We start from the raw sequence: 13,751 nt of genomic DNA, 5'->3' as shown, positions 1-13,751 counted from the left end.
CATTGAGCGAGGTGAGCAAGAATCAGTTCAAAAAGGGATTTAGCGGTTTTCAGTGCGACACAAACAACCCACGCCGAGTGGGCAATAAACCGAAACGGCGAACCTTCAAGTTCAGCTCAAAAATCACCCGCAATACGCGGCGCCGGCTTCGGCGGCTCCACATGGCTGTATCCCCAATTGCGGTCGAGTCTGTCGTACACCAGATTGGGATAAGTCATTTTGCCAAGGCTGCCGTTGTAACGCCCCAGGGCCCGGTCCAGATTGCCTTTTTCAATGTCGAGGTAATGCCGCAAAATAAGGCAGCCATAGCGAATATTCACGCGCGGCTCAAACAACTCCCTAGAACTTCCACTGGACAATACATCAGTCCAAAACGGCATTACCTGCATCAAACCAATGGCCCCGGCATGGCTCACCGCATCGGCACGGAAGTTACTTTCAACCTCAATTAAAGCGAAAATAATTTGAGGATCAATGCCAACTCGTTGCGCCTCATAGCGAATAATCTTGATGAGTTCTGTTCGCTGGGTGAAATCAGGTATACGGCGGGCCAGGCGGCGTGACATGTCGGCCATCCAGTCGATACGGTGGCTTACGGAATCAAAAATTGGACGTGGTGCCGCAGGGGCATTCAAGGCGGTACGAAGCGCCAGGCGCACATGGTCTGCCATGGGTTCGTATTGCTGATTGGCAAAGACCGGTGAACCAACACCGGTCGCAGCCACTACAACCGCAGCAAGCGCAAGCACCCTGCGGGCACTGTGCACCAACCGGGCAAACGGATTACAAACTGACTTGCCTGCTGGCAAGCTCAACACGCAACTGCTCAAAAATTTCCCCAACTTCAACATCGCGCTTTTCAACCTTGCCATCGCGAGACTGAAACTCTACTTTGCCCTCTTTCAGGCCACGGTCACCCAAGGTAACCCGCAGCGGCACGCCAATCAACTCCCAATCTGCGAACATCACGCCTGGGCGCTCATCGCGGTCGTCCAGCATCACATCCACGCCAGCATCTTTCAGCATCTGATAAAGCTTGTCGGCCTGCGCCTTCACTTCGTCGCTTTTCTTGTAGCCGATTGGGCACAAGACCACTTCAAAAGGCGCGATGCTCAATGGCCAAATAATGCCGCGATCGTCGAAATTTTGCTCAATGGCAGCACCCAAAATACGGGTAACACCAATGCCATAGCAGCCCATTTCAATCACTGCTGGCTTGCCGTTTTCTTCCAAAAACTTGGCTTGCAGGGCTTCCGAGTACTTGGTGCCCAAATAGAACACGTGGCCCACCTCAATACCACGACACATGGCCAGCACACCTTTGCCGTCTGGCGAGGGATCGCCTTCAACAACATTTCGAATGTCGGACACCTCGGGCTCGGGCAAGTCACGCCCCCAATTCACACCCGCGTAGTGATAGTCTGCGGCGTTGGCACCGCATACAAAATCACCCATGGCGGCGACGCTGCGGTCAGCCACCACCCGCACATCTGGCGACAAGCCAACTGGGCCCAAATAACCGGGTTGGGTGCCAAAAGCAGCCACAATTTCAGCTTCAGTGGCCAGGCGCAGTTCCTGAACGCCCGCCAGTTTGCCCAACTTGATGTCGTTTACCTCGTGGTCACCCCGCACCAACGCCAATACAATTTGTACCTTCTTGACTGGCTTGGTTTCATCTTTTTCCAGGTACTCATTGGCAAACACCACACTTTTAACAGTTGCGGTCAAAGCCAGCCCCAACTGCGCAGCTACTGCTTCGCAGGTCGAATTGCCGGGGGTGTGTACCTTGTCCATGGTCTTGCTGGCGGCTGGGCGTTGCGCGGTGCACACCGCCTCAGCCAATTCAACGTTGGCGGCATAGTCTGAACTGGGGCAGTATGCAATTGCATCTTCACCTGTGTCGGCGATAACATGAAATTCGTGGCTGCGGTTGCCGCCAATTGAACCGGTGTCGGCATTCACAGCCCGGAAGTTCAAACCAAGGCGGGTGAAGATACGGCGGTAAGCGTCGTACATCACATCATAGGTTTTCAGGGCGGCTTCTTGCGTGCGATCAAAAGAATAGGCGTCTTTCATCACGAATTCGCGACCACGCATCACACCAAAACGGGGACGAATTTCATCTCGAAACTTGGTTTGAATCTGGTACAGGTTCAGTGGCAGTTGTCGGTAACTTTTCACTTCCTTGCGCACCACGTCGGTGATCACTTCCTCGTGCGTCGGGCCAATCACATAATCACGATCGTGCCGGTCTTTCATGCGCAACAGCTCGGGGCCGTACTTTTCCCAACGGCCGCTTTCCTGCCACAGCTCGGCAGGCTGAACGGCTGGCATCAGCAACTCAAGCGCGCCAGCGCGGTTCATTTCTTCGCGAACAATATTTTCCACTTTGCGAATTGAACGCAGACCCACAGGCATGTAGGTGTAAATGCCACCGGCCAAGCGCTTGATCATTCCAGCCCGCATCATCAGTTGATGGCTGATCACTTCTGCGTCAGCAGGGGCTTCTTTCAGGGTATTCAAAAAAAACTGGGTGGCGCGCATTTGCAAAAAACTCGTGAGTAATGAATTGGTTAGAACTGCGATTGTACTTTTATCCGCTCGCAGCGCGGATACCCTAGGTGTACAAACGCAGGCGGGTGCTTATAATGACTCTAAATTGTAAAGAAATCTGCGGGGCGCGTATGCTTGATAAAGAAGGCTACCGTCCCAACGTCGGCATTATTTTGACCAATTCCCGAAAGCAGGTCTTTTGGGGTAAGCGAATTCGTGAACATTCCTGGCAATTTCCGCAGGGCGGAATTAAACATGGTGAATCGCCTGAACAAGCCATGTACCGGGAACTCCACGAAGAAGTTGGCTTGTTGCCAGAACATGTTGAAATTATAGGAAGAACCAGGAATTGGCTGCGGTACACCGTGCCTGATCACTGGATTCGACGGGAATGGCGGGGAAGCTACAAGGGCCAGAAACAAATCTGGTTTTTGCTGAAATTGGTTGGAAGGGATTGTGATGTCAGCCTGCGGGCTACTGAACACCCCGAATTTGATGCCTGGCGTTGGAACGAGTATTGGGTTCCACTTGAAAACGTAATTGATTTCAAACGGGAAGTGTACAAACAAGCATTGGGAGAGTTGGCCAAACTGCTGTTTTCCAGAAATGACCCAAGGCGACTGCCTAGGGGCGACCACTGGGAGCCTGCTGTTAAAACCGAAGAAACCCAAGAAAAACCTGAGTCGACATAAAAAAACGCGAACCACCAGGTTCGCGTTTTTTTTATTCTATTGCCTATCCAGCAGGGGTTTCAATGCACCCAACACTTTTGCAGCGTCTTCCAGGTGTGGATAGTGCCCCAAACCTGCCAATCGAATGGTTTGTTTGCCGGGTACCAGTTCTTCAAAGCGCTGCACCATGTGCTCGCCGGAAATCGGGTCTTCAACGCCATCAATCAACGCAAAGGGCATGTCGGCTTTTTGCAAGGCTTCTACCCAACGGTCACGGTTTTCGCGCCTTTCGCGCATGTACTGAATCAACAGGTGCATGCACAAGTTGCCTTTCTTGTGGGCCATCAGCGTCCAGGCTGCATCAATATCAGCATCGCTTAATCCCGCCGAGCACACGCTGCGCAGGCTGGCAGACAGCTTTTCCTTTTTCATGAATCGGGTGAACACAAACCCGAAGGGACTGAGGAGCAGTTTTTGAACCAGAATGGCTCGGTGTGTTTCGGGGAAGAGGCCGCCGTTCAGCATCACCACTCGCTTTAAGCGAAAACCCAGTTTTCCCTCAGCATGGCGGGCCAGCAACTCCTGGCCCACGGTGTCGCCCACATCGTGCGTAATCATTGTGCATTCATCCACACCTTTGCTCTTCAACAACGCTTCTGCAATGTCGGCCTGGTTAAAAATGGAATGCTGCCAGGTGCGCGGCTTGTCGGAATAGCCATAGCCCAGCATGTCGAATGCGATCAAACGATGAGTTTCGGCCAGATCAGGCCACAGCAAATGAAAGTCGTAACTTGCGGTTGGAAAACCGTGAATAAGCAGCAACACTGGTTTATTGGATGCCGCAGTGTCTTGCACAAAGATGAAGTGGCCTTTCCAGTCGAAAAACTGCCCGCTGTTTTTCCACATCGACAGCTCCATCAGCCCACTCCTTCCTTGCAAATTTGTTGTGTCAGGCCAATACCACCATGTTGTCTCGGTGTATCAACTCAGGTTCATCCAGATAACCAAGGATGGACTCTATCGCGCTGGTGGGTTGCTTGGCAATTTTTTTAACCTCGGCGGCTGCATAATTCACCAAGCCACGTGCCACTTCCTCGCCCTCTGGGCTCAGGCAGGCTACCACGTCACCTCGCTGGAAATTGCCTTGGCAACCTGTTACGCCAATGGGCAACAAACTGCCTTTCTTCTTGCGCAAAGCCTCGGCCGCGCCTGCGTCCAGCAACAGCGAACCTTTCAATTTCAGATGGTCGGCCATCCACTGTTTTCGCGCCGCCAAGCGACCCAGCGGGGCTTTCAGGTAAGTGCCCACCGGTTCACCCTTCATCAGGCGAACCAGCACATTGGGCTCGTGACCGCTGGCAATGACCGTGGCCGCGCCACTTCTTGCAGCACGTTTGGCTGCGAGAATCTTGGTGATCATGCCGCCGGTACCCACACTGCTGCCCGCACCACCTGCCATTTTCTCAAGCTCAGGGTTGCCCGCAGTTTCCTCATGAATGAATTTGGCATCAGGATTTTTGCGAGGGTCGGCACTGTACAGGCCCACCTGGTCGGTCAAAATAACCAAGGTGTCGGCTTCAACCAGGTTGGTGACCAATGCGCCCAGGGTGTCGTTGTCACCAAAGCGAATTTCGTCGGTCACGACTGTGTCGTTTTCATTGATGATGGGCACTACTTTGTGGCCCAACAAGGAATACAGGGTAGAACGTGCATTCAGATAGCGTTCGCGATCGGCCAAATCTGCGTGGGTCAACAACACTTGCGCACACACCAGACCATGTTCAGCAAAGCCAATTTCGTAGGCGTGTACCAAACCCATTTGCCCCACCGCCGCAGCAGCTTGCAGCTCATGAATTTCTTTGGGGCGTTTGGCCCATTTCAGGCGTTTCATGCCCTCGGCAATTGCGCCTGAAGAAACCAGCACCACCTCACAACCTTGATTGGTCAATTCCGCGATTTGTGCCGCCCATGCACGAATGGACTCCATGTCCACGCCCTTGCCACCCTTGGTGACAAGCGAGCTGCCAACTTTGACCACCACACGTTGATTTGCCAGAGATTTCTCTGCCACGGAAATTACTCCTGATCGTCGCCAGTTTCTTGAGGATTGATGAGTGTACCTGTGCTTTCGCGAAAGCGTGCATCAGGCTCGGGTGGGAATTCCACTTGCATTTGCTGCACCAGGTTCTCGTACACAGAGCGCATCAGGTTGGCCGTGTTCTCACCGGTCAAACTTGAAATGGGGTGAACCTGCCCTTGCCAACCGGTCTTCTCGCGATATCGGGTTACAAAATCGTCGATTTTGGCTTTCCGGTCTTCTTCAGCGATCATGTCGATTTTGTTCAACACCAACCAGCGGGGTTTGGCCCACAGGTCTTCATCGTATTTTCGCAGTTCTTCGACAATGGCCGCGGCCTCGTGAACTGGGTCTACGTTGTCGTCAAACGGGGCCAAGTCAACCAGGTGCAATAGCACGCGTGTGCGGCTTAAGTGCTTCAAAAACTGATGACCCAGGCCCGCGCCTTCGGCGGCACCCTCGATCAAGCCAGGTACATCAGCGATCACAAAGCTTTGGGCGTGCCCAATTCGCACCACGCCCAGGTTGGGGTGCAAGGTGGTAAAGGGGTAATCCGCAATTTTGGGGCGGGCGTTCGATACCGCAGCAATCAGGGTGGATTTGCCCGCGTTGGGCATGCCCAGCAAACCCACATCGGCCAACACCTTCAATTCCAGCTTGTAGCGGGCTGAATCGCCGTCTTTACCCTTGGTGAACTGGCGTGGCGCACGGTTCACACTGCTTTTGAAGTGAATGTTGCCCAAGCCGCCATCGCCGCCCTTGGCAATCAGCACTTGCTGGCCATGTTCGGTCAGATCGGCGACCACCAGTCCGGTTTCGGCATTCACGATGGTGGTGCCCACTGGCATTTTCAACACAATGTCTGGCCCGGCTGCGCCATAGCAATCAGATCCACGGCCGTTTTCGCCGCCCTTGGCACGGTGCTGCTTGGAAAAACGGTAATCAATCAAGGTATTCAGGTTGCGATCGGCTTCGGCAAACACGCTGCCACCCTTGCCGCCATCGCCTCCATCCGGGCCGCCCTTGGGAATGAATTTCTCTCGACGAAAGCTGCCAGAGCCATTGCCGCCCTTGCCTGCGAACACTTCAATTGTTGCTTCGTCGATGAATTTCATGCTTATTCCTGATAACTGCGCCCGCTAACTGCGCCTTTTAACTTTAAATTTGAATGTACCTGTCCAAAAACGAAAATAGCCCTGCAATGCAGGGCTATCGGACCAAGCACGGTGTGCGGTGCAAACGAAGGAAATTAACCCTCGTTGACCACGCTCACAGTTTTGCGGCGCAGAGCGCCTTTCACTGAGAACTGCACCTGACCGTCTGTCAGGGCGAACAATGTGTGATCTTTGCCCATGCCGACGTTGTCGCCAGCATGAAAACGTGTGCCGCGTTGGCGAATGATGATGCCGCCGGCATTGATTGCCTGACCGCCAAACACCTTCACACCCAGTCGCTTGGCTTCTGAGTCACGTCCGTTGCGCGTAGAGCCGCCGCCTTTCTTACTTGCCATGAGTCATTCTCCTCTATCAAGCGTTGATGGCTTGGATCTGGATTTGAGTGTAGTTCTGGCGATGGCCTTGACGCTTTTGGTAGTGCTTGCGACGACGCATCTTGAAGATCTTCACTTTGTCGTGACGACCGTGTGCCAAAACAACTGCAGTGACCGAAGCCCCTTGAACCAGTGGAGTACCCACTTTAACTGTGTCGCCGCTACCGCAAGCAAGCACTTCGTTCAGAGAGATTTCTTGGCCAATGTCAGCAGGTATCTGTTCTATTTTCAATTTTTCGCCAGCAGCAACTTTGTATTGCTTGCCGCCGGTTTTTATGACCGCGTACATAGTTGACCCTTATTTCTTTAAACTAACTTTCAATTAATGAACCCGAAAAAATTCGGATAGCCCGCAATTATGCTCGGAAAGTGCAATGTTGTCAAAGCCTTGTGATCATCCAGCGTTCATTCTGTTGACCCGGTGCGGCTTTTCGCAAACACCGTCAAGTACAATAAGCGCAACATAAATCATCCCGACATGCAGTGAACCCATGCCCAGCCCAGTTCCCAGTGTGAAAAGTGTGTTGTCCCCCATCGCGGCCGACATGCAGCAACTTGATCAGGTCATTCGAACCAGCCTGCATTCCGAGGTCAGCCTGATCAACCAGATCAGCGATTACATTATCAATGCAGGTGGAAAGCGGTTGCGCCCCGCATTGGTTATATTGACCGCACGGGCCTTGGGTGCAACCCAGCAACAAATGCAGCAAGCCATTGAATTGGCTGCAATTGTTGAATTTATTCACACCGCCACACTACTGCACGATGATGTGGTCGATGAATCGGACATGCGCCGCGGCCGCCTGACTGCGAATGCAGAGTACGGAAACTCGGCTGCAGTGCTGGTGGGCGACTTCCTGTATTCCCGCTCGTTTCAGATGATGGTAAAAATTGGCTTGATGGATGTCATGGACGTACTGTCAGAGGCCACCAACACCATCGCCGAAGGCGAAGTATTGCAGTTGTTGAACTGCAAAGACCCCGATGTCACAGAAGCGCGCTACATGCAGGTCATCGACTTTAAAACTGCCAAGCTGTTTGAAGCCTCCTGCCGACTGGCGGGCATTGTCACCGGGCAGAGCAAGGAAGCGATCACAAACCTGGGCCGTTTCGGCGCAGAAGTAGGCAGTGCGTTTCAACTGATCGATGACGTACTTGATTACGCTGGAGAAAGTGCAGCTTTGGGCAAAAATGTGGGCGACGACCTTCGCGAAGGCAAACCCACCCTGCCCCTGATCCACGCCATGCAGCACGCCAAACCACAGGTACAAAACCAAATTCGGGATGCGATTGCCAATGGCGGCACCCAGGATGTGAGCGTCATTATGGCGAGCATAGAGCAAACCGGCTCACTGGCTTACACGCGCAACAAGGCGCAGGCGCTGGCAGATTCGGCGAAGACCCGCCTGGGATCACTGACCAGCAACCCGTATACTGAAGCACTGGCGGTGCTGTGCGATGTTGCCGTGAATCGCAACACTTGATCCGCGCGAAAAACATCCGCCTAGGTGATTGATAAGTACATACTGAATACGCATAGTTGGGCAATACAACTGTTGATCCAAACCGTTCACTTTCAAGGATCTTGATCTATGAGCATCAGTAGTGCAATTGTCAAAAGCTCAGGGCTTGTGCGGGCACTGACCGCCAAAGGAATTCTGGACAACGCCCAGCTGGAGCAGTTGACTGCAGAAGAGGCCCAAGGCCGATCCGTGGCCGAGTGGATTGTGAGCAACGGCCTGGTGAGCGCCGAACTCTTGGCCAGCACGGTTGCACAACATTTTGGATACCCTTTGCTCGACCTGAGCCAGTTTGACGACAACCGCGAAAGCCTTGAAGCGGATTTGATTCAGGCTGAAAAGGGATTGGAAGCTTTTGTATTGAATCGTCGCCACGGCTCGCTCAGTGTAGCCATGGCCGACCCCACTGACCTCAGCACCATTCAGCAACTGAAGTTTCGCACCCAGTTGCAGGTGGAACCTGTCGTGGTTGAATACGACAAGTTACTTAGCCGCATCGAAAAAAATGATCCCTCTCAAGGCATGGATGAAGGCCTGCTGACCGAGGTTGAATCTGACGCTGGCAATTCAAACAATGAGGAAGCCTCACCGGACGTCGACGATGCTCCAATTGTGCGGTTCGTTCAGCGAGTGCTGAGTGATGCCCTGAAAAAAGGGGCCTCGGACATCCACTTTGAACCCTATGAAAAAAGCTACCGGGTTCGATTCCGCATTGACGGCGTACTTCAGGAAACCTCACAGCCCCCGCTGGCCGCCAAATCAAAAATTGCGGCTCGGATCAAGATTATGAGCCGTCTGAACACCACCGAAACACGTGTTCCCCAAGACGGCCGAATCCGACTCACTCTCGGAGCCGATGAACGCAAAATCGACTTCCGGGTCAGCACCCTGCCCACCTTGTTTGGTGAGAAAATTGTGATGCGTTTGCTCGACTCCAGCAAATCGCTGCTAAAACTTGAGCAACTGGGGTTTGACACGACCCAGCGCACGGCTGTCGAAAAAGCCCTGGCAAAACCACACGGCATGATTCTGGTCACCGGGCCCACTGGCAGCGGGAAAACAGTCTCCCTGTACACCTTTCTGCAAATGCTGAACAACGACTCCATCAACATCAGCACCGTAGAAGACCCCGCAGAAATCAATCTGCCGGGCATCAACCAGGTCAATATCAACGAGCGGATCGGCCTGACTTTTGCCAAGGCCTTGCGAGCCCTGCTGCGTCAGGATCCCGACGTCATCATGGTCGGCGAAATCCGGGACCTTGAAACAGCAGACATTTCAATCAAAGCCTCACAAACTGGTCACAAGGTACTGTCCACCTTGCACACCAACGACGCCGTGTCGTCCATCATCCGCTTGAAAAACATGGGTGTTGAAACCTTCAACATTGCCTCGTCGGTCAGTCTCATTATTGCGCAAAGACTGGTGCGCAAACTTTGCAGTTGTAAGTCACCGCACCCGCTCGGGCTGCAGGCATTGACCACCTCTGGCCTTTTGAAAGAGGTCCCCCAAGAGGATTGGACACCCTTCTGCGCGGTGGGCTGCGAGGCCTGCAATGGCACAGGATACTCTGGTCGCACCGGGATTTACGAAGTGTTACCCGTGTCCGAGGCCATGCAGGAACTCATCATTTCGGGTGCATCTGCTCTCGACATGGAGCGCCTTGCCCGCCAAGAGGGCATTGCCAGCATGAGTGAATCGGGCGTTGCCAAAGTTCGCTTGGGCATCACCAGCATCGAGGAAATTCTGGGCGCGACAAAAGCCGATTAATCTGCTTGCGAGCGCACAATGAATGCAAACCTGAGAGAGAACCCCCCTTCAGGGGACTTGCTGTTTTTGTGGACAGAGAAACCCAAAGGCAAAGCACAAAAGGCCCGATCAGGCGAAATCAGGGCAAGGTCAATTGACCATGCCCGCTATCAGCTAAGCCGGCAAGGTGTCAAAGCCAGCTCACTTCGAAAAGCCAAACCCTACACTGGCAGCAATATCCAATTGGTCTTGGTGGCCTCGTTTGTCAGGCAGCTTGCGGTCATGATTCAGTCAGGCGTACCGCTGGGGCAAAGCCTTGGTTTGATTGCGGGCGGCATGACCAGCAAATCCAAAAGAGCCATTCAAACAGTGGTTAGAGCCATTCGGGCTGACGTGGAAAGCGGCTTGAAACTCAGCGAGGCCATGCGCAAACACCCACGCTGTTTCGACAATCTGTTTTGTAACACCCTGGCCGCCGGCGAGAACGCCGGTGAACTCGACTCAGCACTGGGGCGTTTGGCCACCCACATTGAAAAAACATTGCGAATTCGGCAAAAAGTGCGCAAAGCCATGATTTACCCAAGCATTGTGGTGTTGGTGGCAATTGGTGTCACAGTGGGCATGTTGCTGTTTGTCCTGCCTTCGTTCAAGTCCATTTACTCTCAGTTTGATGCTGAGCTGCCTTTGCTCACCACGCTGCTGCTGCAAGCCTCCGACTTTCTTCAGGAATACGGGTTGATGGTGCTGGCTGGCATGGGCCTGGGTATGTACAGCCTGTTTCAAATGTATCGCCGAAATCAAAAATTCAAAAACTCAATGGACATTCTGTTGTTGCGAATGCCATTGGTTGGCGACCTGATGAAAACCGCGGTTCATGCACGCTGGACACGCACTTTCGCAACCTTGAGCGCTTCGGGCGTGCCGATCACTTCAGCATTGGAATCGGTGGCCAGTGTGTCCCAAATTCGAAGCTTTCAGGATGCCACGCTTGAAATACGGCAAGCCGTTGCCTCGGGTGGTCGGGTTTCCGACAGCATGGAGAACAGTCGACTGTTTCCGCCAGAATCGATCCAGATGATTCGGATTGGGGAGGAGTCGGGCAGGATGGACTCGATGCTGGAACGACTGGCCAATCAGTATGAAACCAATCTTGATGACAAAGTGGATACACTGTCCACCGTCATGGAGCCCATGATTATGTGCATTATTGGCATACTGGTGGGCGTGCTCATCGTGGGCATGTACATGCCGATCTTCAATATGGGAGACATTGTTTGACCGCACTGAATGGTTTGGAGCCAGCCCAATGGCTTGTGCTAGGCGTGCTGCTGGGGCTTTGTATCGGTTCGTTTCTGAATGTGGTGGCTCACCGCTTGCCCATCATGATGCAACGAGCCTGGGATGCAGACCTTGCTGAAGCCCAGGGCCGTGAGCCCGAGGAATTTCCGCGGTTTAACCTGTTTCTGCCCGCGTCCCATTGCCCGGCTTGTAAAACGCCTTTGAAAGCCTGGCATAACATTCCCGTCATTTCTTACCTGCTTCTGCGTGGTAAGTGTGGTCATTGCAAAAGCAAGATCTCCTTGCGCTACCCTGTCGTTGAACTGTTGTGCGGGGGGCTTTTTCTGGCCATTGGCTTGCTTCACCCACCCGGCGTTGTGGCCTTGGCCTTGATGGCATTTGCAGCCAGCCTGCTGGCTTTGGCACTGATTGACCTCGATACTTACCTGTTGCCCGACAGCATTACCCTACCCCTGTTGTGGGCTGGTTTGCTGTTTAACCTTTTTGTCGAATTTGTGCCTTTGGCCAGCGCGGTCTCTGGGGCCGCCATGGGTTACCTGGTGTTGTGGCTGATCTACCAACTCTTCAAGCTGGCCACAGGAAAAGAAGGCATGGGCTACGGAGATTTCAAACTGTTGGCTGCAATTGGCGCTTGGTTGGGAGTCACATCCCTTTTCAGCGTGGTGTTGTTTGCCTCTGTATCCGGCATTGTATTCGGCCTGATTATTCAAACCATTCGCGGAAAGAAAAAAACCGATGCATTCCCCTTTGGCCCTTGCCTGGTCATGGGTGCATTGGCGTGGATGGCAGGCTTTGACCTGACCAAGTGGATTTAAACAAGCCATGCACATAGCCTTAAACAAACCCAAGCAGTTGGTGGTGGGCCTGACCGGCGGAATTGGATCTGGGAAAACTGCGGTTTCCAGTCGGCTTCAAGCCTTGGGCGCCACGATCATCGATACCGACGAAATTGCCCACAGCCTGACCAAGACCGGAGGCCTGGCGATACCCGACATACAGAAAGCGTTTGGCCGTGAGGCATTGCTTCCCGACGGCAGCATGAATCGCGATCACATGCGGGCTTTGGTATTCAAAGAACCCGAGAAGCGTATTGCGCTGGAGAAAATTCTTCACCCAAAAATCCGCCAGCTTGTTCAGCAACAACTTGACACCGGCGCAACACTGTACTTCGTACTGGTGGTGCCGCTGCTGTTTGAAAAAGGGGGCTGGGGCGAACTGATGGATGAAATCATTGTGGTCGATTGCCCAGTGGAACAGCAGGTTCAAAGGGTGATTCAACGCAACGGTTGGCCGGAAACGCAAGTACGCGCCGTAATACAGAACCAGGCCACCCGAGAGAAGCGGTTGGCAGGTGCAACAGAGGTGATCGAAAACAATGGCGGGCTAGCCGAACTGATTAAAAAAATCGACTTTCTGCACCAAAAATTAATAAAAAAAGCGCAAAAATGACCTTGCTATTTGCATGAAAACCACAGGTGCGCCACAATCACACCTGATGTTCCTTTTAATTGCGATGGCTCGGTGACTCAAGTTACAGACGAACAACAGACCACCAACCCGGTCACTCAAATCACCACATACGAGTTTCCACTCAACGAGAGAATTCGCACGCTGTTGCGCCTTGAAGATTTATTCGCCAAATTCGGCTTCTTCATGTCGCAAGACCACCGACTTGACCACCACACTGCCCTGCTCACTCTGTTTGAAATCATTGAAGTCGGCTCGCGTGCTGATTTAAAAAGTGATTTGCTCCAGGAGCTGGACCGGCAGCGCGCATCGCTGGTTCAATTCAGAGGACACCCAGGCGTCGATCGCAACATGCTCGAGGAAACACTGGCCAGCATTGACTCCACCGCCACGCAATTGAACCAGTGCAATGGTCGACTGGGCTACCATCTGCGAGACAATGAATTCCTGATGATTATTCGCAGCCGCTGCACTATTCCAGGCGGCGTTTGCGAATTTGACCTGCCTGGTTACCACCGCTGGCAGTCCCGTTCTGCCCAAGCGCGACGCGTCGATATTGAGGCCTGGTTTGAGCCTATGCGGCCCCTGGCCAAAGCCATTGAACTGGTGCTGAAAATTTTGCGCCACAGCGGCGAAATGAGCGTAGTGACTGCCGAGCAAGGCAATTACACCCAGCAGATGAGTGGCAAAACATTTCAGCTGTTGCGAGTTGATTTACCAAGCGACCTGGAAGTGGTGCCCGAATTCAGCGCCAACAAGTATATGTTGTGGATTCGATTCAACATTCCGAATGCGAACGGGGTTAGCAAAAATAACCCTTACCTCGAACCGATTGAATTCAAGATCAGGCTTTGTAACCTGTAAAT

14 protein-coding genes are annotated in these 13,751 nt (G+C 53.1%); 7 read left to right on the top strand and 7 right to left on the bottom strand.

Annotation, left to right across the window (positions count from 1 at the left end):
* Positions 1–116: 116 nt before the first annotated feature.
* Together B4N58_RS06030 and B4N58_RS06025 are read right to left on the bottom strand one after the other, a co-directional pair.
* Entirely contained in the window at positions 117–815 is a 699-nt protein-coding gene (locus B4N58_RS06030; RefSeq protein WP_291746985.1) for a transglycosylase SLT domain-containing protein, read from the bottom strand.
* Positions 784–2,544, bottom strand: coding sequence for a proline--tRNA ligase (locus B4N58_RS06025; RefSeq protein WP_291746982.1), 1,761 nt, complete (start codon positions 2,542–2,544; stop codon positions 784–786). The genes B4N58_RS06030 and B4N58_RS06025 overlap by 32 nt, the downstream gene beginning before the upstream one ends.
* A 140-nt stretch (positions 2,545–2,684) precedes the next feature.
* Between B4N58_RS06025 and B4N58_RS06020 the strand changes: the two genes are divergently transcribed.
* Positions 2,685–3,245 carry an RNA pyrophosphohydrolase gene (locus B4N58_RS06020; protein WP_008250450.1) on the top strand — a complete coding sequence of 187 codons (561 nt, stop codon included), beginning with the start codon at positions 2,685–2,687 and terminating at the stop codon, positions 3,243–3,245.
* Between the two features lie 36 nt (positions 3,246–3,281).
* On the opposite strand, the gene B4N58_RS06015 is transcribed toward B4N58_RS06020, so the two are convergent.
* The 5 genes from B4N58_RS06015 to rplU all read right to left on the bottom strand — a co-directional run bounded on the left by B4N58_RS06015 (position 3,282) and on the right by rplU (position 7,139).
* Complete coding sequence (locus tag B4N58_RS06015; RefSeq protein WP_291746979.1) at positions 3,282–4,142, bottom strand: alpha/beta fold hydrolase; 861 nt, start codon at positions 4,140–4,142, stop codon at positions 3,282–3,284.
* A 31-nt stretch (positions 4,143–4,173) separates the two neighbouring features.
* Complete coding sequence (gene proB, locus B4N58_RS06010) at positions 4,174–5,295, bottom strand: glutamate 5-kinase (RefSeq protein ID WP_291746976.1); 1,122 nt, start codon at positions 5,293–5,295, stop codon at positions 4,174–4,176.
* Between the two features lie 5 nt (positions 5,296–5,300).
* The gene (gene cgtA, locus B4N58_RS06005) at positions 5,301–6,416 is read right to left on the bottom strand and encodes an Obg family GTPase CgtA (RefSeq protein WP_291746973.1); all 1,116 of its coding nucleotides are present in this window, start codon (positions 6,414–6,416) and stop codon (positions 5,301–5,303) included.
* A 134-nt stretch (positions 6,417–6,550) separates the two neighbouring features.
* Complete coding sequence (gene rpmA / locus B4N58_RS06000; RefSeq protein WP_008250442.1) at positions 6,551–6,811, bottom strand: 50S ribosomal protein L27; 261 nt, start codon at positions 6,809–6,811, stop codon at positions 6,551–6,553.
* Positions 6,812–6,827: 16 nt separating this feature from the next.
* Positions 6,828–7,139, bottom strand: coding sequence for a 50S ribosomal protein L21 (gene rplU / locus B4N58_RS05995; RefSeq protein WP_291746970.1), 312 nt, complete (start codon positions 7,137–7,139; stop codon positions 6,828–6,830).
* Positions 7,140–7,341: 202 nt separating this feature from the next.
* On the opposite strand from rplU, the gene B4N58_RS05990 reads away from it, so the two are divergent.
* The 6 genes from B4N58_RS05990 (at position 7,342) to zapD (ending at position 13,749) form a co-directional block, all read left to right on the top strand.
* Positions 7,342–8,334: a polyprenyl synthetase family protein gene (locus B4N58_RS05990; protein ID WP_291746967.1), complete on the top strand. Its 993-nt coding sequence runs from the start codon at positions 7,342–7,344 to the stop codon at positions 8,332–8,334.
* Positions 8,335–8,442: 108 nt separating this feature from the next.
* A complete protein-coding gene (gene pilB, locus B4N58_RS05985) occupies positions 8,443–10,140 on the top strand; it encodes a type IV-A pilus assembly ATPase PilB (protein WP_291746964.1) in 1,698 nt (565 codons plus the stop codon).
* A gap of 18 nt (positions 10,141–10,158) precedes the next feature.
* The gene (locus tag B4N58_RS05980) at positions 10,159–11,397 is read left to right on the top strand and encodes a type II secretion system F family protein (protein WP_291746961.1); all 1,239 of its coding nucleotides are present in this window, start codon (positions 10,159–10,161) and stop codon (positions 11,395–11,397) included.
* Positions 11,394–12,233, top strand: a complete 840-nt coding sequence (locus tag B4N58_RS05975; protein ID WP_291746958.1) for a prepilin peptidase — start codon at positions 11,394–11,396, stop codon at positions 12,231–12,233. The genes B4N58_RS05980 and B4N58_RS05975 overlap by 4 nt, the downstream gene beginning before the upstream one ends.
* Before the next feature lie 7 nt (positions 12,234–12,240).
* Complete coding sequence (coaE, locus tag B4N58_RS05970) at positions 12,241–12,867, top strand: dephospho-CoA kinase (RefSeq protein ID WP_291746956.1); 627 nt, start codon at positions 12,241–12,243, stop codon at positions 12,865–12,867.
* A 120-nt stretch (positions 12,868–12,987) separates the two neighbouring features.
* Positions 12,988–13,749: a cell division protein ZapD gene (zapD, locus tag B4N58_RS05965; RefSeq protein ID WP_040513092.1), complete on the top strand. Its 762-nt coding sequence runs from the start codon at positions 12,988–12,990 to the stop codon at positions 13,747–13,749.
* Positions 13,750–13,751 lie beyond the last annotated feature (2 nt).

The organism is Limnobacter sp. UBA3528 (genome assembly GCF_002377005.1).
GTDB lineage: Bacteria > Pseudomonadota > Gammaproteobacteria > Burkholderiales > Burkholderiaceae_B > Limnobacter.
The sequence above is the reverse complement of the archived record's forward strand: the minus strand, read 5'-3'. Positions and strand labels throughout refer to the sequence as shown.